Source organism: Streptomyces sp. Alt3 (assembly GCF_030719215.1).
Taxonomy (GTDB): Bacteria; Actinomycetota; Actinomycetes; order Streptomycetales; family Streptomycetaceae; genus Streptomyces; species Streptomyces glycanivorans.
Genome location: NZ_CP120983.1, coordinates 3,680,900 through 3,697,941, shown reverse-complemented (window position 1 = coordinate 3,697,941; position 17,042 = coordinate 3,680,900). Strand labels below are relative to the sequence as shown.

Genomic DNA, 17,042 nt, shown 5'->3' with positions numbered 1-17,042 from the left:
GACGGGGCGCCGTGTGTGGTGGACCTCAGTCAATTGCGGATGCGGTGGCGCGCGAGGGCGGGGATACGTGCCGTCACCCGTTCGGAGCCGTGCTTTCTCCTGATCGGCCTAGGAGGGGCCTCCGGCTGCGTACGCGGGTGCTCGAGCCGGGCCGGTGGTGTCCGGGGCGAGGTGCGCACGCCGGTGCTCCACCCGGGGCCGGTGGTGTCGGGTCAGTGGCGTCCGGAGATGCGGTCCGCCGCCTTCGCGAGGGGGTCCGTGGCGAGGGAGGAGGAGGTGGCCTCGCGGCGGTCGGCGGTGCGGTAGGCGGCGTAGAGGGTGTGGACGCCGAGCCAGCGGAGGGGTTCGGGTTCCCAGCGGCGGACCTTGTGGTTGACCCAGGGGAGGGCGGTGAGGTCGGTGGGGCCCGCCTGGCCGGAGTCCTGCTGGATGAGGTCGCGGAGGGTGCGTGCGGCGAGGTTGGCGGTGGCCACGCCGGAGCCGACGTAGCCGCCGGCCCAGCCGAGGCCGGTGCTGCGGTCCAGGGTGACCGTGGCGCACCAGTCGCGGGGTACGCCGAGCACGCCGGACCATGCGTGGTCGACGCGGGTGCCCGCGGTGGTGGGGAAGAAGCGGACGAGCAGGTCGCGCAGGGCCTCGACGGTGGCGGGCCGGGTCCGGCCGTCGTTGTCCGTGGCCGAGCCGTAGCGGTAGGGGACGCCCCGGCCGCCGAGGGCGATGCGGTCGTCGGCGGTGCGCTGGGCGTACATGTAGGCGTGGGCCATGTCGCCGAGTGTTTCGCGGCCGTCCCAGCCGATGGTGTCCCAGATGGCCGCGGACAGCGGCTCGGTGACGATCATGGAGGAGTTCATGGGGAGCCAGGTGCGTCTGTGGCCCTTGAGGCCCGCGGTGAACCCTTCGGTGCAGCGCAGCACATAGGGGGCGCGGACCGTGCCGTACGGGGTGACGGCGTGCTTGGGCTTGATCTCGGTGACGGGGGTCGACTCGTGGATCGTGACGCCGAGGGCCTCCACGGCGTCGGCGAGGCCGGTGACCAGTTTCGCGGGGTGCAGGCGGGCGCCGTGCGGTGTCCAGGTGGAGCCGACTGCGCCGGAGACGCGGATGCGTTCGGCGGTCTCGCGGGCTCCGCGCAGGACGCGGTCGGTCTCGCCGAAGGCGATCTCCACGGAGTGGAAGTCCTTGAGGCGGGCGAGCTGGGCGGGGGTGTGGGCCACCTCGAGGACACCGCCGTGGTGGATGTCGGCGTCGATGTTCTCCTCGCCCGCGACGCGTATGACCTCGCCGACGGTGTCGTTCATGGCCTTCTGCAGGCGGACCGCCGCGTCGTGGCCGTGCAGCTTGGCGTAGCGGTCGCGGCCCGCGATGCCGTTGTAGAGCCAGCCGCCGTTGCGGCCGGATGCGCCGTAGCCGCAGAACTTGGCTTCCAGGACGGTGATGTTGAGGAAGGGGACGGCCTTCTTGAGGTAGTACGCCGTCCAGAGTCCGGTGTAGCCGCCTCCGACGATGCAGACGTCTGCGGCGGTGTCGCCGGGCAGGGGCTCGCGTGGGGTGGGGGTGCCCTTGTTCGCGTACCAGAACGAAATGCCGCCGTTGACGGTACTGACGGTGCTCATGTGTCCCCTGCTTGTCCGTGTGCAGCCCAGTCGCTGGAGGGACGTTACCTCTAGGCTCGCGGTGTGATCGACGTTCCGGATGAGCTGGTCGTGTATCTGAGGACGCTCCGCGGCGCTGTGGGGCGGGAGTTCGCCGACGCGCTGCCCGCTCTCGCGGGGAGGTATCTGGAGGAGTGGGGGCTGCGGCTCGACGGGGCCGCGATGAGCGGGATGTGCGCCATGGTGCTTCCGGTGCTGCGGGAGGCGGACGGCCAGCCGGCGGCTCTGAAGCTCCAGTTGGTGGACGAGGAGACGGTGGGGGAGCCGGTCGCGCTACGGGTCTGGGGTGAGGCCGGTGCGGGGGCGGTGGGTCTGCTGGATCACGATCCGGCGACCGGGGCGATGTTGCTGGAACGCCTGGACGAACGGCGCCCGTTGACTGCGGTGGCGGATGCGCGGGCGGCGGTCCGGGTGCTCGCGGAGTCGTTGGCCCGGTTGGTCCGGGTGCCGGCTCCGCCGGGGATGCGGAGGCTCGGGGACGAGGCCGCCCGGATGCTGGAGGAGGCGCCGGGGGCGGCGGCGAGGCTGGCCGACGAGGGTGAGCGGCGGTTGCTCCTGGACTGTGCGGCCGCGGTGCGGGAGGTGGCCGGGGAGCCGGGTGACCGCCTGCTGCACTGGGACCTCCACTACGACAACATCCTGGCCGGGCGTGCGGAGGACGGGCGGGCGGGTGAGTGGGTCGCGCTCGATCCCAAGCCGTTGAGCGGGGATCCGGGGTTCGAGCTGTTCCCGGCGCTGGACAACAGGTTCGACGCGTCCGAGGTGCTGTGGAGGTTCGACCTGCTGTCGGGGGTGCTGGGTCTGGACCGGGAGCGTGCGCGGGCGTGGACCCTGGGGAGGGTGCTGCAGAACGGGCTGTGGATCCGGGGCGGGGGGCGCCGGCTTTCCGCGGACCATGCGGAGATCGCCCGGCGGTTGCTGGGGCGGAACGGTTAGGCGGGTGGGCGGGCCGCCTGTCTAGGCTGCCCCCATGATTCGTGCAGCCACTCCCGAAGACGTCCCCGCCATCCACGCCATGGTCCGTGAGCTCGCGGACTACGAGAAGGCGCTCGACGAGGCGAACGCCACCGAGGGGCAGTTGGGCGAGGCCCTGTTCGGCGAGCGGCCCGCCGCGTACGCCCATGTCGCGGTGTCGGACGACGACGGCGAGGTGGTCGGTTTCGCGCTCTGGTTCCTCAACTTCTCGACGTGGCGCGGGGTTCACGGCGTGTATCTGGAGGACCTGTACGTGCGCCCGGAGAGGCGGGGCGGCGGTTACGGGAAGGCGTTGCTGACGGAGCTGGCGCGGATCTGCGTGGAGCGCGGTTACGGACGTCTGGAGTGGTCGGTGCTGGACTGGAACGCCCCGTCCATCGCTTTCTACGAGTCACTGGGCGCGCGTCCGCAGGACGGGTGGACGGTGTACCGGCTGACGGACGGGGCGCTGGCTGAGCTCGGGGCGGCCTGAGCCGTTCCCGGGGTGTCCGGGCCAGAAAGGCTCATGCGGTGCGGGCCCCGGCGTGCTCCGCCGTGCCCAGGTGCTTGAGGGCCAGGACCGCTGCTTCCATGCCGCTGTTGAACGCGACCTCGCTGAGGAGTCCCGGGGCGGCGACCTGGTCGCCCGCGAGCAGGATTCCGTCGCCGCGGTCGACGGCGGGCCGGTCGCGCCAGGTCGTGCCAGGCCTGTCGACGGCGCCGGTTCGGCCCGCCGCGAGTGCTTCCCGGCGCCAGGTGGTGCGTTCGCGCCAGCCGGGGAAGCCGAGGTCCAGCAGGTTCTCGGCTCGGCGCAGGGCGTCGGCGCGCGGGGCGCCGGGTGCGAGGGGGATCTGGGCCTGGAGGAGCTGTTCGCCCGGCGGGGCGAGGGTGGGGTCCTGGGCGGTGAACCGTTCGATCCAGCCGGGGGCGTCGAGGTCGGAGACGATGAACGGGTCGCCGCGCCGGGTCCGCAGGGCCAGGTCGAGCAGGGCGGTCCGGCCGCTGTCCCAGGTCAGGGCGGGGTCCTCCAGGAGGGTTCGGGCGGAGTCCAGATGGATGGCGACGACGACGGGGCCGCCTCGCCGGAGTTCCGCCAGTTCCCGGGGGCCGATGCGTGCGTCGGTCCGGATGCGTACGCCGAGGTCCCAGGCCCGGGCGGCCATCCGGTCGACGAGCCGTGCCCAGCCGCCGACCGGGTAGCGGGCCTCCGGGGGCACCGCGGTGGCACGGCGCAGCCGTTCCTGGACGAAGGCGGCGGAGAGCGAACCGGGGTCGTGGTGGAAGAGGGCCACGCCCATGTAGTGGGCCGCCGCGCGTGCGCCCTCCTCGCCCACCTGGCCGGTGGCCCAGCTGTGGAAGTCGGTGTCGGCGGGTGCCCGGTGGGGGTTGCGGCGGGCGAGGCGCAGCATGGCGAGGGGCGGGGTCCTGCGCAGGGCGCCCTCGCGGTGGAAGAGGAAGCGGGTGCCTTCGAGGGGCGGCACGGAGGCGATTGGGCCGAGGAGTCCGCGCTGTTCGAGCCAGGTCCAGTGCGGGCCGCGGCGGTAGAGGGCGTGCGGTCCCTCGTTGGTGAGGTAGGGGCCGTCCGAGGTCCTGGCCCGTCCGCCAAGTGTGTGGTGTGCCTCGTGGAGGGTGACCTGTGCCCGGGATTCGGCGGCGGTGATGGCGGCGGTCAGTCCGGCGAGGCCGCCGCCGACGATGTGGATGCGCTGCATGGCTGGGTCTCCTCGCGGTGGGCGCTTCTGCAGGAAGGACGGTCGGGCCGGCCGGTTTCGTGACACCGGGCCGGGCGGTGTCGGTGGTGTGCGTCACGATGGGGGGCATGGCACGTACAGGCAACAGGAGCGGCAGGGGCGCGGGGGCGAAGGACGAGGTGGCGGAGGCGAGGCGGCCGGAGGTCCGGCTGCCGCCTTTGGTGGAGTACGACGGGGAGGGGCTGGAGCCCGACGGGGACTACGACGGGGTGCGGTTCGATGGGACGGACCTCGCCGACGCCTCGGGGCCCGGCGCGCGGTTCATGGACTGTGAGCTGCGTGGGTGCGCGCTGGACCGTGCGGAGCTGGTGCGGGCCAGGTTCATCGACTCGGTGCTGACGGGTGTGCGGGGTGTGGGCACCGATCTGGCGGGGGCGTCGCTGCGGGATGTCGAGGTCCTGGACGCGCGGCTGGGCGGGGTGCAGCTGCACGGTGCGGTGCTGGAGCGGGTGCTCGTGCGGGGCGGGAAGATCGATTATCTGAATCTGCGCAAGGCACGGCTGAAGGACGTCGTGTTCGAGGGGTGTGTGCTCTCGGAGCCGGATTTCGCGGAGGCGCAGCTGGTGCGGGTGGAGTTCCGGGACTGCGTGCTGAAGCGTGCCGACTTCAGTTCCGTGCGGATGGAGTCCGTCGATCTGAGGACGGTCGCCGAGCTCGACATCGCGCGGGGTGTGGAGCGGCTGGCGGGTGCGGTGATCAGCCCGTCCCAGCTGATGGAGCTGGCTCCGGCGTTCGCCGCGCAGATCGGGGTGCGGGTGGAGGCGTAGGCGTGCACCGTCGGTTGGTTCCCGCCCGCGCCCTCGTCCCGGTTCCCGGGGCCGGGTGCTGTCAGAGGCGGGGGAAGCGGGCCTGGAGGTCCCAGATGATCGGGTTGTCGGCGAGGCCTTCGTGCATGTCGGCCAGGTCGGCGATCAGGTCGTGCAGGAAGTCGCGGGCCTCGCGGCGCAGCAGGGAGTGGCTGAAGGTGAGCGGGGGCTCCTCGCCAGGCATCCAGTCGGCTTCGACGTCCACCCAACCGAAGCGGCGTTCGAAGAGCATGCGGTCGGAGGACTCGGTGAAGTCGAGCTCGGCGTACTGCTGGCGGTGCGAGCGGTTGCCCCGGGGGTCGCGGTCGATCTGCTCGACGATGTCGCAGAGTGCCCAGGCGAAGTCGAGTACGGGGACCCATCCCCAGGCTGTGGATACTTCGCGGTCCGCCTTGGTGTCGGCGAGGTAGACGTCCCCGGAGAACAGGTCGTGCCGCAGGGCGTGGACGTCCGCGCGGCGGTAGTCGGTCTGCGGGGGGTCCGGGAAGCGCCGGGAGAGGGAGTAGCCGATGTCGAGCACGGTTCGATGGTGTCATGCCGCGTGGGCGCCCCGTGCCGGGCGGCGGGCACGGGGCGTGACTAGGCCGTCCGGGTGAACGCCGGCGGCGTCCGGCGCGGGGCGCCCGGGGCCGTGGGTCACGGGAGCAGGCGTTGCTCCTTGGCGACGGAGACCGCTCCCGCCCTGGTGTCCACGCCGAGCTTCTCGTAGATCCGGCCCAGGTGGGTCTTGACGGTTGCCTCGCTGATGAAGAGGGCTCGTGCGATGTCCCGGTTGCCGAGGCCCTGGGACAGCTGGCCCAGGATGTCGAGTTCGCGTTCGGTCAGGGTGGGCCGGGGGCTGCGCATCCGGGCCATGACACGGCTGGCGACCGGCGGGGAGAGTGTCGTGCGGCCCTGCGCGGCGGCGCGGATCGCGGCGAAGAGTTCCTCCGGGCGTTCGGCCTTCAGCAGGTACCCGGTGGCTCCCGCCTCGATGGCGCGGGTGATGTCCGCGTCGGTGTCGTACGTCGTGAGGACGAGTACGTTGACCGCGCCGGCCCCGGCTGCCGCGATGCGGCGGGTCGCCTCGACGCCGTCGATCCCCGCGCCCAGCTGGAGGTCCATCAGGACGACGTCGGGCCGGAGCCGCGCGGCGAGGGCGACGGCTTCCTCCCCGCTGCCCGCCTCGCCCACGACGTCGATGTCGGGTTCGCCGCCGAGCAGGGCGAGCAGCCCGGCCCGTACGACGGCGTGGTCGTCGCAGAGCAGGATCCGTACGGGCGGGGTCATGCGCGTTCCTCCGGGGCGGGCGGGGCTGGTGAGGCGGACGAGGTGGGTTGCCCGGACGCCGGGCCGGGGGCGCCCGGGTGCGCGGCCAGGGGCACGGCGGCGGACAGGACGGTGCCTTCGCCGGGTGCCGATTCGATGGTCAGTGTGCCGCCGAGCTGCTGGACCCGGGCCCGCATCGCGGGCAGCCCGTGGCCGCGTACGCCGCCGGCCGGGCGGGATGTCTGCCGCTCGGGGCTGAAGCCGTGGCCGTTGTCGGCGACGTCGAGGACGACGCGGTCGTCGAGGTGGGTGAGGGTCAGCGCGGCGACGGTGGCCTCCGCGTGTTCGGTGACGTTGGCGAGCGCGCCCTGCGCGATCCGCAGGAGCGCGGACTGCACCCGGTCGGGCAGCGTGGTGGCCGGGGCGCCCTCCACATGGCAGCGGACGGTGAGGCCCCCGCGTGCCTGGGCGGTCTCCCGGTCTGCGAGTGCGTGCAGCGCCGCTTCCAGCCCGCCGCCCTCCGCCAGGTCGGCGGGCGCGAGGTCGTGCACGAAGCGGCGGGCCTCGGCGAGGTTGCGCTCCGCGATGCCGGTCGCCGTGAGGACGTGGCGGCGGGCGGTGGCCGGGTCGGCGTCCCAGGAGCGGTCGGCCGCCTGGAGCAGCATCTGCTGGCTGGAGAGCCCCTGGGCCAGGGTGTCGTGGATCTCCATGGACAGCCGCTGGCGTTCGGCGAGGGTTCCTTCCCGGCGCTCGGTGGCTGCGAGTTCCCGCCGGGTGCGGAGCAGGTCGTCGATCAGCTCGCGCTGACGTACGGCCAGGGCCCGTTGGCGTACGGCCTGGCGCTGCATGTGGACGAAGACGGCGGTGGCGACGGCCGCGACGGCGGGTGGTGCCAGGACGAGGTTCGGATCGAAGCCGGTGGCGAGCCGTAGCTGCGCGGCGACGACGAACACGGTGAGCAGGGCGACGAGTGCCAGGGCGGCGCGCGGTGGCAGGATCCGCAGGCCCGTGTAGAAGAGCGGGACGGCGCACCACGCGAAGCTCGGCGCGAGGACGACCAGGACCATCCACACCAGGACGAGGGCGCCGAGCCAGGTCAGCCGGCGGGGTGTGGGCCGCGAGCCGAGCACCGGTCCGAGGAGGTACAGCGCGGCGAGCACGGCCGACAGCCCGATGATCCAGGGGGTACGGGTCTCGCCGGGGTGGCGCATGAGGAAACGCGCGAGGGAGGCGCCGAGCAGCAGGAAGAACGCGGCGTGCATGAGGAGGGCCAGCCACCGCGCGTCCGGGTCGCCCGCCGCACCCGCACGGTGCGTGCTGCCCGCGCCTGCCGGCTCCGTCCGCTCCGGGTCCGGCCCGGTTCCGTTCCGCCGCACGTCGTACCCCGCGCTCCTTCGGTCTGTCCTGCGCTTCCACGTCACCGCGCAGCCGCTGACCTGCGTGGACATCCCATGGTCACCCCTGCGGTCCACCTCCGCATCAACCGATCGGCTGACGGGGCCGTCGGCCGACCCGGCTGCGGCTTCGAGCCGGTACGCCGACGGCCCGTGCCCGGTTCCGGCCGGAGGATCGATACCGGAAGCCGAAACCGGAAGCCAGTGCCCGAAGCCCGAAGCCGATGTCCGAAGCCGGACTGTGCGGGGCCGAGCCGACCTTCATCCGAGGAGCCCACCATGAAGAAGATGTCCCTGCGTACCCGTGTCCTGACCGGTGCCGTCGCCGCCGCGGCGCTGGGTGCCGGAACCTTCGGCGCGATGTCCGCGAACGCGTCCACCCCGGCTGCCGCGCCCGCCGCCGCCGTGAAGGCCGACGCCGCGGACCGGAACCTCCAGCAGTCCACGCACCTGACCGTCGCCGCCGCGACCAAGGCCGCGCAGGCCGCCCTGGACGCCGCGAAGAAGGAGAACCAGCGCGTCTCGGTCGCCGTCGTCGACCGCAACGGCAACACCGTCGTCACGCTGCGCGGCGACGGTGCGGGCCCGCAGTCCCCCGAGTCCGCCGTGAAGAAGGCGTACACCGCCGTCTCCTGGAACTCGCCCACCTCCGAGCTGGTCAAGCGCCTGGAGCAGGCCCCCAACCTGAAGGACATCCCCGGCACCCTGTTCCTGGCGGGCGGATCGCCCGTGCAGGTCAAGGGCGCCCCGGTGGCGGGCATCGGCGTCGCGGGCGCCCCGAGCGGCGACCTCGACGAGAAGTTCGCGGCGGCGGGTGTCGCGGCGCTCGGCCGCTGACGCCCGGCCCGGCGACGAGCGCGGCAGCAGTCCGGTCAGTCGCAGGCGAGTGCTTTGCGGGCGGCGGCGGTGAAGCGGTTCTGCACGTCGGACGCCTTGACCAGGGTCGCCGCGGCCTTCTCCTCCGGGGTGTCCGGGGAGTACACGTAATCGGCGATCTCTGTCGCGAAGTAGGTCTCCTTGCCACCGCAGACGGCATGGTCGAAGCGCCGCTCCTTCGCCGCGGGCAGCAGCTCGGGGTTACGGATGACCGCGAGCCGGGCGAACGGCTCACGGTCGTCGTCCCGGGGCAGCCCGGTGGCGGGCTGGTACAGGGAGAGGTCGCAGAACCAGGCGTCGTCGCGGGAGCCCGAGGTCTGCTCCCGCAGAGGCCTGGCCGCCGGAGCCTCGGCGCCGAGGGAGAAGCCGTCCAGTCCGCACACCGTGGCAGGGTCGCTCCTGGCGGGAGCGGACGCCTGGATGAGGTCCGCCGAGGCGTTCCGCGTCGATGAGTCGGCAGGCGCGCAGTCGTGATCGGCAGCGAGCTCAAAGGCTGCGGCCCTGGTCAGCCGGGCGAGTTCCGCCGGGTCGGCGTTCCCTTGCTTGACGGCGACGCTCAGGATCGTGTGGTCGCCCTTGGCCCATGCGGCACCGACCGGGCCGCAGCCGGACGGCAGGGCCACCCAGCCGTTGCCGTACGCGTCGAAGGCGCCGGGCAGCCCGCCCGGAAGGATGTTCTGTGCGCCCGAGGCCTTCCACTCGGACCGGCTGAAGGGGTGGGCGGGGGTGACAGAGGTGGCCGACAGCCGGATCTTCGCGTCCGTGGTGCCCGGCAGCCAGCCGGACTGTTCAACCGTGCAGCCTCCGAGGTTGTCGATGCTGCCGGTCACCCGGCCGAAGCCGTCGAGGCTGTTTCCGGCGTCCTCGCCGCTGAACCACCCGTCGCACAGGTCACGGGGCCCCAGGACGTTGGTGTTGGTCGCCACCGTCACGCCGGCCACCACGGCCAGCGCACAGACGCCGGCCGTGACCAGCCACGCCCGGCGGCGCTTGCCGGATGTTTCCGTACTCACTTGTGCTCAATCCCGTCCGAGGTAGGTCGCGGCGTCGCCACGTGCTCCCGAGTACGACTGCTTGGCTTCCTTGCGCATGGCCTGCCAGGCGTCCCAATTCGGGTCGTTCTTGGTGTTGTCGGGATCGGTGACGTCGACGCCTCGGTCCTTGGCCCAGGCGTCGATGAGGCTGTACGTGCCGTCGACGCCCGCGCTGTAGTGCCCGGAGTTCTTCTCCTGGTCCGCTGCTTCCGCCGACGCGATGGCGTCCTTGGACCACTCGTATGTCCCGGCGTCGATGAGCCGCTGTGCGGCATCGCCGAGGACCGGCAGGCCGGTGACCGGGGCGCCGATGACGTGGTAGGCGTATCTGGCCTGGTCGTTGGTGTCGGCGATCCCTGCCTCGGTCGGTGGTCACTGCGTTACAAGTTGTATATCAACATACAAGTTTCGACAGCGTGGTGAAGGGTCTCGGCTGAACGCCGGGAGCCGGTCAGCCCCAGGCTGACCGGCTCCCGGTGTTCCTCCGTGCTACTTGACGTTGACGCCGGTCCAGGCGGCGTCGACGGCGGCGAGTTCGGCGCTGTCGGCGCCGAAGAGGTCCGTGGCCGCCTTCTCGGTGGCGTCACGGGCGCCGGCGTAGTCGGTGCTCGACGTCATGTAGACGGAGAGCGCCTTGTACCAGATCTGATAGGCCTTCTGGCGGCCTATGCCGGTGACCGTGGAGCCGTCGGAGGTCGGGGAGTCGTAGTCGACGCCGCCGATGGTCTTGGCACCGCTGCCCTCCGCCAGCAGGTAGAAGAAGTGGTTGGCGACGCCGGAGGAGTAGTGCACGTCGAGGTCGCCGACGCCGGCGTCCCAGTAGTCCGCCGAGCCGCCGTCCTTGCTGGGCTCGTCCATGTAGCGCAGGGGGGTCCCGTCGCCGTTGATGTCGATCTTCTCGCCGATGAGGTAGTCACCGGGGTCGGTGGTGTTGTCGGCGAAGAACTCGACGGAGGTGCCGAAGATGTCGCTGGTCGCCTCGTTGAGACCGCCGGACTCGCCCGAGTAGTCGAGGTTGGCGGTGGCGGCGGTCAGGCCGTGGCTCATCTCGTGGCCGGCGACGTCGATCGCGGTGAGGGCGCTCTTGTCGTCGGCCCCGTCGCCGTAGGTCATGCAGAAGCAGCTGTCGTCCCAGAAGGCGTTGACGTAGCCGGTGCCGAAGTGGACCCGGGAGTACGCGGCCCTGCCGTCCCCGGCTATGCCGTCGCGGCCCAGCTCGTTCTTGTAGAAGTCCCAGGTCGTGGCGGCGCCGTAGTGGGCGTCCACCGCCGCGGTCTGGCGGTCGCCGCCGGTGCCGTCGCCCCAGGTGTCGTCGGTGTCCGTGACGAGGTCGCCGGTGCCGGTCTGGCCCTGGTTCAGGTCGTACGTCTTGTGGCCGCCCCGGTCGCCGTCGGTCAGCTCGAAGCCCGAGCCGCCCTTGGTGGTCGACAGCGTCACCTGCCCGCTGTACTGGCTGTTGCCGGTGCCCGTCTCGATGGCCTCGAAGCTGTGCAGCTTCTTGCCGGTCGTGGCGTCGGTGATGATGTGCAGCCGGCTGGGCGTGCCGTCCTTCTGCACTCCCTCGCGCACGGTCTCGAAGGCGAGGGCCGGCTTGCCGTCGCCCGCCCAGACGACCTTGCGGGCGCTCGCGGCGGCCTTCAGCTTCGGTTGTGTCGACGGCACGGATATGCGGGCGTCGGTGGCCCTGTCCACGCCCTTGGACTTCCCGTCCGCCGCGGTGTGGGTGACCAGGTCGCCACCGAGGACCGGGAGGCCGGCGTAGGTGCGCTCGTAGCGGGTGTGGACCGTGCCGTGCGCGTCCTTGATCACGTCACGGGCGATCAGTTTCTCCTGACTGCCCAGCCCGAGGGCCTCGGCGGCGGCCGGGGCGTCGCTCTGTGCGGTGCGCAGGGCGGTGGTGCGCCGGGTGGCGGTGTTCACGCCGAGGGTGGTGGCGCCGGACGAAGAGGCTGTGCTGTCACCGGTTCCGGTGCCGGCCGTGGCCGAACCGGTCTGGACGCCGACGACGACCATCGCGGCAACTGCGGTCAGGGCAGCGGCGCGACGGGTGTTCATGTGGGGGGTCATGCCTTCTCCGTTGCTCGTTCCTGTGGGGGTTACGAGCGGAGAGCGTGCCACCGAATGAACGCTTTTGACGGGACGCCGACAATTACCTCACAAGTTTTTGACCAGCTCTTGTCCGACTGGGATGCGTTCGTGTCCGCTATCTGACGCGTAGAAGGGCGCGCAGGAGGGCCCGTGCGAGGGGTGGGTGGTGCCGGACGCACGGGAGCCCCCGCCGACCGGAGTCGGGCGGGGGCTCCCCTGGGAAAGCCGTCGCGTCAGAGGTTGACGCCGAAGTCCTGGGCGATGCCGCGCAGGCCCGAGGCGTAACCCTGGCCGACCGCGCGGAACTTCCACTCCGCGCCGTTGCGGTAGAGCTCGCCGAAGACCATCGCGGTCTCGGTGGCGGCGTCCTCGCTGAGGTCGTAACGGGCGATCTCGGTGCCGCCGGCCTGGTTGATGATGCGGATGAAGGCGTTCCGCACCTGGCCGAAGTTCTGGCTGCGCGCCTCGGCGTCGTAGATGGAGACCGGGAACACGATCTTGTCGATGTCCGCCGGGAGGCCCGCCAGGTTGACGTTGATCTGCTCGTCGTCGCCCTCGCCCTGGCCCGTGACGTTGTCACCGGTGTGGACGATGGTCTGGTCCGGCGTCGCCTTGTTGTTGAAGAAGACGAAGTGGCCGTCGGAGTAGACCTTGCCGGCGGTGTTGACCGCGATCGCCGAGGCGTCGAGGTCGAAGTCGGTGCCGGTGGTGGTGCGGACGTCCCAGCCGAGGCCGACCGTGACGGCGGTCAGGCCCGGGGCCTCCTTGGTGAGCGAGACGTTGCCGCCCTTGGACAGGCTTACAGCCATGGGAAGTCCCTTTCCTCGTCGTGTCGGGCTTCGTGCCATCACGAAAGCTACCGTCACCCGTCCTAACGCAGACAAGAGACCACGAGGTTCCTGCTCGCTTTACTTTCTTTGCCGAACTTCTGGACGAACGCTCGCAAAACAAGGTGACGAACGGGCGGTGGGGCGGGGAACATGGGTGTCATGTCCGGGCCCTATGTCATCCGCGGTTCGGTCTCCCTGCCGGAGGCCGAACTCATGTGGCGTTTCTCGCGGTCCTCGGGGCCCGGCGGGCAGCACGTCAACACCAGTGACTCCCAGGTGGAGCTCCGCTTCGACCTCGCGGCGACCGAGTCGCTGCCCGAGGTGTGGAAGGCCCGGGCGCTCGAACGGCTCGCGGGCCGGCTGGTAGGCGGCGTGGTGTCCGTGCGGGCCTCGGAGCACCGCTCCCAGTGGCGCAACCGTGAGACGGCCGCCGTGCGGCTCGCGGCGCTCCTCGCGGAGGCGACGGCGCCGCCACCCAAGCCGCGTCTCAAGAAGAAGATCCCGCGCGGCATCAACGAGCGGCGTCTGCGCGAGAAGAAGCAGCGCGGAGACACGAAGCGCGGACGCTCGGGCCGCGACTGGTGAGGCCCGCCGGGACGGGGCGCGGACGCTCCCGCCGCGACCGGTGAGGACCGCCGGAAGGACCGGGCCGGGTCGGCCAGGTGCCCGCCGACAGGACCGGCCGCGGTCGAGCAAGGTGCCCGCCGGAAGGACCGGCCCGGTCAGCCCAGTTGCCGGTAGCGGCCCTTGAAGTAGGTGAGCGGCTCGCCGTCCGCGTTCGGCAGCGACGCCGAGAGGACGCGGCCGATCACCAGTGTGTGGTCCCCGGCCGGGACGCGCTGCTCCGTGCGGCACTCCAGGGTGGCCAGCGCCCCGCCCACCAGGGGCGCTCCCGCGATCTCGCCCCGTATACAGGGGATGTCCTCGAACAGCAGCCGGTCGCTGATGCGGTTCTTCATGGAGAACCGCGCGGCGACCTGCCGCTGGCCCTCCGTGAGCACGGACACCGCCCAGAGGGGCTGTTCGGCCAGCAGGTCGTCCATCCGTGAGTCGTTGCGCAGGCTCACCAGCACCAGGGGCGGATCCAGGGAGACCGACATGAAGGCGGTCGCCGTCATCCCGACGTCCTCCCCCCGGCCGTGCTCGTCGAGCGGCGGCTCCTCGGCGGTGACCAGCACCACGCCCGCGGCCAGGCGGGACAGGGCTGCACGGAATTCGTCGTTGCTCACCCCCTCAGCATGGGGGACGGCTTCGGGGCGCGGGGCGGGGGGAGTCTTCTGCAGCACACCGGGCACGCTAGTGCCGCGGGACGCCGCGTCGCATCGGGCCAGAGGACCAGCCGGGTCCTAGGACCCCGGAACCATGTGCGCCGCTTTGCGTTCGCCACCCGACAGGGGTGGATGGAGTGCCCCTGGGGGTCTTTGCCAACTCTTGTGACTTGAGTCACAGAGAGCAATATTTGTTGACCCTGAGTACCGGGTGCGCAGCTCACTGTGATTCAGTGGCCGTGACAGTGCGACAAGTACGTCGATATGAAATCTGGAGTTGCTGTCGAGGTCTCAGGGAGTGCGAGCAATGGAGGCCGAGTCGGAGCCGTACGTCCGTCTTGCGACCATGCGGCAGCTGCACCAGGCCGTCGCTGATCTCAACACGGCGCGGAGCCTGGCGGACACGCTGCAGTCGGTGGCCGACGGCATCGTCGGCGGCCTCGGTTACGAGCTGGGCTGCGTCAACCTCGTCCGTCCCGACGGTGACCTCGTCGTCGCCGCCTTCGCCGGCAACAGTGCCGCGGAATCCCTGATCACCGGCCGTGTCGGCTCCCGCGGTTCCTGGGAGCGCAGGCTGTCGATGGGTGAGGCCTGGGACGAGCTCCGGTTCATACCCCACACCGAGGGCTGGGTGCTCCTCGACGACGACGTGCCGCAGTGGCACACCGAGGGGCCTGAGCCCCGCTTCGAGGACGAGTGGCACCCCCTGGACCGTCTCTACGCACCCATGTACGCCTCCGGCGGAGGTCTGGACCTCCTGGGGGTCATATCGGTCGACAGGCCGCGCAACGGCCGCCGCCCCGGTGCCTGGGGCCGCGAGGCGCTCCAGATGTACGCCTCCCAAGCCGCCATTGCGATCAGTAACGCTCGTCTCCGAGCAAACATGCAGCGCGCCCTGGTCAGGCTCGAACGCGAGCAGCAGGCGCTGCGCGCCAGTGAGGAATCCTTCCGCCAGGCCTTCGAGTACGCCCCCAGCGGCATGGCCATCGCCGAGATGGGCGGAGACCAGCACGGCAGGCTGCTGCGCACCAACGACGCGCTCTGCCGGCTCCTGGGGCGCCCCGCCTCCGTCCTTCGCCGCTACTCCTTCGCGGACCTCGTCCACCCCGAGGACATCGGCACGCTGCTGCGCACGTCCGCCGAGGGCGGGCGGGCGGAGCTCCGGCTCGGGCGGAGGGACGGCACCTACCTCTGGGTCTCCCTGCGCAACTCCGTCGTCGCCGACACCACCGACGGGCCCCGCTTCCTCCTCACGCACGTCGAGGACATCGAGGAGCGCAAGCGCAACGAGCTGAATCTGGCGCACCGCGCCTCGCACGACGCGCTCACCGGTCTCCCCAACAGTGCCGAGCTGCGCTCCCGGCTCGGCGCACGGCTGTGTGAGAGGCCTCACTCCGTCACCTCCTCCGCGATCGAGGCGCTGGACGCGGCGTACGGCGACGTCGAGAATCCCGTACACGGCTACCGGGCGGACGGCTACGAGGGCGAGGTCGCGCCGGGGGTCGGCCCGTACGACCACCACGTGCACAGCGTCGCGCCGGACCCGGACCGTGACGACGGGACCAAGGGGCTCGCGGTGCTCTTCTGCGACCTCGACGGCTTCAAGTCGATCAACGACCGGTTCGGGCACCACGCGGGTGACGCGGTTCTCATCGAGGTCGCCCGGCGGCTGACGACCTGCGTACGGGACGGTGACACGGTCGCGCGGCTCGGGGGTGACGAATTCGTCGTCCTCGCGGACGGTCTCGGGGCGGCAGATGCCGCGGATCTGGCCGTACGCTTGCGTAACGCCATCATTCCGCCCATCCGGGTGGACGGCCGGGCAGTCAGGGTCGGGGCGAGTTTCGGTATCGGCTGGGCCGAGTGCGGAATGACCGAGGAAGAGGTCCTGCACTCCGCCGACCAGCGGATGTATGTGGAGAAGCGGTCCCGATCGAAGGTTCACCGCAGAGCCGGCTGACGTTCACGCCCTGGCTGTCCCCGTACGCCGCCCGGGTTTCCGGGGGACCGAGGGCAATTCGACGCTTGCTCCGTTCGGGGTAGGCTCGGCCGGTCGGCGACGGCTGGCGACATGGTGAGGAGTGACCCAGGGATGACGGCCGGGAACAACGGCGCGAGCAAGCCCGAGGACGACGATCCGTTCGGCTATCTGTACGCGGACGGGCAGGCGGCGGGCGCACAGCCGCCCGGGCAGGGTGGTTACGGCTACCCGGGCCCGGCAGCGCAGCCCGGCAGGCCCAGAACGTCGTACAACCAGGTGCGGGCGGTCGGGGAGCGCCAGTACGGGCAGGTGCCGCCGCAGCAGGCGTACGGCCAGCCCCCGCAGTACGGCCAGCCCCAGCAGCAGTACGGCCAGCCGAACGCGCAGTACGCGGCGCCGGAGACCTACCCCGGTGGCGCGCCCACCGCGCAGTCGGCGTCCGTGGGCCACGGCGGCGGCAGGAACGGCGGGCCCGGCCGTGGCGGACCCAACACCAAGGCGCTGCTGATCGCGGCCGTCGCCGTGGTGGCGGTGGTGCTCATCGGCATCGGTGCCGCGCTGATGACGGGCGACGACAGCGACACCAAGAAGGACGAGGCCGGTTCTTCGCAGGGTCCGGCCGACGAGGTCGAGGAGTCCCCGAAGCCGGAGGAGTCCGCGAAGGAGTCCGACGAGCCCGTCCAGCTGCCCGAGCAGGACGCGGCGACGCTGACCCTCGGTGGCACGGCGTCGCTGGACAACACGGTCAAGGGCGCCAAGAGCGCCAACGGCCAGTACATCAGCCTCAACGAGGTCGGCCGTTCGGCCACCTGGACGGTCGATGTGCCGGAGAGCGGCCCGTACACCCTGTACGTGACGTACGGCGTGCCGGGCAGGGACGCGAAGACGTCCCTCACGGTCAACGACCAGGATCCGCGCTCCATCAACATGACGAACTTCGCGCGCGCCGCCGAGGGCGACCTGGAGAAGGGCTGGACGAACACGTACGCGTACGTCCAGCTCGAGAAGGGGTCGAACAAGCTGATGCTGTCGTGCAACGAGGGTGACTCGTGCGACGCGAACCTCGACCAGCTGTCGCTGAAGTCGGGTCACGTCAAGGGCTGACGCTCCGCCGCGGAATTCCGCACCACCGTCGTCCCGGCCTCGCACAGCGAGCCGGG

16 protein-coding genes are annotated in these 17,042 nt (G+C 71.5%); 7 read left to right on the top strand and 9 right to left on the bottom strand.

Translation table 11 applies throughout. The features are described 5' to 3' along the window. Positions 1-212: 212 nt before the first annotated feature. Complete coding sequence (locus P8A20_RS16045; RefSeq protein WP_306103719.1) at positions 213-1,613, bottom strand: NAD(P)/FAD-dependent oxidoreductase; 1,401 nt, start codon at positions 1,611-1,613, stop codon at positions 213-215. Positions 1,614-1,676: 63 nt separating this feature from the next. Between P8A20_RS16045 and P8A20_RS16040 the strand changes: the two genes are divergently transcribed. Further along, positions 1,677-2,588 carry an aminoglycoside phosphotransferase family protein gene (locus P8A20_RS16040; protein ID WP_306103718.1) on the top strand — a complete coding sequence of 304 codons (912 nt, stop codon included), beginning with the start codon at positions 1,677-1,679 and terminating at the stop codon, positions 2,586-2,588. A gap of 34 nt (positions 2,589-2,622) precedes the next feature. Beyond that, positions 2,623-3,099, top strand: coding sequence for a GNAT family N-acetyltransferase (locus tag P8A20_RS16035; RefSeq protein WP_147958337.1), 477 nt, complete (start codon positions 2,623-2,625; stop codon positions 3,097-3,099). A gap of 31 nt (positions 3,100-3,130) precedes the next feature. Here P8A20_RS16035 and P8A20_RS16030 read toward each other — a convergent pair whose 3' ends face one another. After that, positions 3,131-4,318 carry an FAD-dependent oxidoreductase gene (locus tag P8A20_RS16030; protein ID WP_306103717.1) on the bottom strand — a complete coding sequence of 396 codons (1,188 nt, stop codon included), beginning with the start codon at positions 4,316-4,318 and terminating at the stop codon, positions 3,131-3,133. A gap of 98 nt (positions 4,319-4,416) precedes the next feature. On the opposite strand from P8A20_RS16030, the gene P8A20_RS16025 reads away from it, so the two are divergent. Beyond that, positions 4,417-5,124: a pentapeptide repeat-containing protein gene (locus P8A20_RS16025; protein ID WP_306103716.1), complete on the top strand. Its 708-nt coding sequence runs from the start codon at positions 4,417-4,419 to the stop codon at positions 5,122-5,124. Positions 5,125-5,185: 61 nt separating this feature from the next. Here the strand turns inward: P8A20_RS16025 and P8A20_RS16020 are convergent, their stop codons facing one another. From P8A20_RS16020 to P8A20_RS16010, 3 genes are all read right to left on the bottom strand, one after another. Beyond that, positions 5,186-5,683: a hypothetical protein gene (locus P8A20_RS16020; protein WP_147958335.1), complete on the bottom strand. Its 498-nt coding sequence runs from the start codon at positions 5,681-5,683 to the stop codon at positions 5,186-5,188. A 116-nt stretch (positions 5,684-5,799) separates the two neighbouring features. Then, the gene (locus P8A20_RS16015) at positions 5,800-6,432 is read right to left on the bottom strand and encodes a response regulator (RefSeq protein WP_147958334.1); all 633 of its coding nucleotides are present in this window, start codon (positions 6,430-6,432) and stop codon (positions 5,800-5,802) included. After that, complete coding sequence (locus P8A20_RS16010; protein ID WP_306103715.1) at positions 6,429-7,859, bottom strand: sensor histidine kinase; 1,431 nt, start codon at positions 7,857-7,859, stop codon at positions 6,429-6,431. The genes P8A20_RS16015 and P8A20_RS16010 overlap by 4 nt, the downstream gene beginning before the upstream one ends. A 225-nt stretch (positions 7,860-8,084) precedes the next feature. On the opposite strand from P8A20_RS16010, the gene P8A20_RS16005 reads away from it, so the two are divergent. Then, on the top strand, positions 8,085-8,642 hold the full coding sequence (locus P8A20_RS16005; RefSeq protein WP_306103714.1) for a GlcG/HbpS family heme-binding protein: 558 nt from the start codon (positions 8,085-8,087) through the stop codon (positions 8,640-8,642). Positions 8,643-8,677: 35 nt separating this feature from the next. Here the strand turns inward: P8A20_RS16005 and P8A20_RS16000 are convergent, their stop codons facing one another. From P8A20_RS16000 to P8A20_RS15990, 3 genes are all read right to left on the bottom strand, one after another. Then, positions 8,678-9,694 carry a hypothetical protein gene (locus P8A20_RS16000; RefSeq protein WP_306103713.1) on the bottom strand — a complete coding sequence of 339 codons (1,017 nt, stop codon included), beginning with the start codon at positions 9,692-9,694 and terminating at the stop codon, positions 8,678-8,680. A gap of 510 nt (positions 9,695-10,204) precedes the next feature. After that, positions 10,205-11,782 (bottom strand): M4 family metallopeptidase, encoded by a 1,578-nt coding sequence (locus P8A20_RS15995; RefSeq protein ID WP_306103712.1) that lies wholly within the window; start codon positions 11,780-11,782, stop codon positions 10,205-10,207. Positions 11,783-12,036: 254 nt separating this feature from the next. Then, positions 12,037-12,612 carry a TerD family protein gene (locus P8A20_RS15990; RefSeq protein WP_031093417.1) on the bottom strand — a complete coding sequence of 192 codons (576 nt, stop codon included), beginning with the start codon at positions 12,610-12,612 and terminating at the stop codon, positions 12,037-12,039. A gap of 171 nt (positions 12,613-12,783) precedes the next feature. Here P8A20_RS15990 and arfB point away from each other — a divergent pair, with 171 nt between their 5' ends. After that, a complete protein-coding gene (arfB, locus tag P8A20_RS15985) occupies positions 12,784-13,218 on the top strand; it encodes an alternative ribosome rescue aminoacyl-tRNA hydrolase ArfB (protein WP_147964033.1) in 435 nt (144 codons plus the stop codon). 137 nt (positions 13,219-13,355) lie between these two features. On the opposite strand, the gene P8A20_RS15980 is transcribed toward arfB, so the two are convergent. Next, the gene (locus tag P8A20_RS15980) at positions 13,356-13,862 is read right to left on the bottom strand and encodes a flavin reductase family protein (RefSeq protein WP_147964032.1); all 507 of its coding nucleotides are present in this window, start codon (positions 13,860-13,862) and stop codon (positions 13,356-13,358) included. 346 nt (positions 13,863-14,208) lie between these two features. Here P8A20_RS15980 and cdgB point away from each other — a divergent pair, with 346 nt between their 5' ends. Together cdgB and P8A20_RS15970 are read left to right on the top strand one after the other, a co-directional pair. Then, complete coding sequence (gene cdgB / locus P8A20_RS15975; protein ID WP_147964031.1) at positions 14,209-15,861, top strand: diguanylate cyclase CdgB; 1,653 nt, start codon at positions 14,209-14,211, stop codon at positions 15,859-15,861. 132 nt (positions 15,862-15,993) lie between these two features. Continuing rightward, on the top strand, positions 15,994-16,986 hold the full coding sequence (locus tag P8A20_RS15970) for a carbohydrate-binding protein (protein ID WP_147964030.1): 993 nt from the start codon (positions 15,994-15,996) through the stop codon (positions 16,984-16,986). Positions 16,987-17,042: the final 56 nt, after the last annotated feature.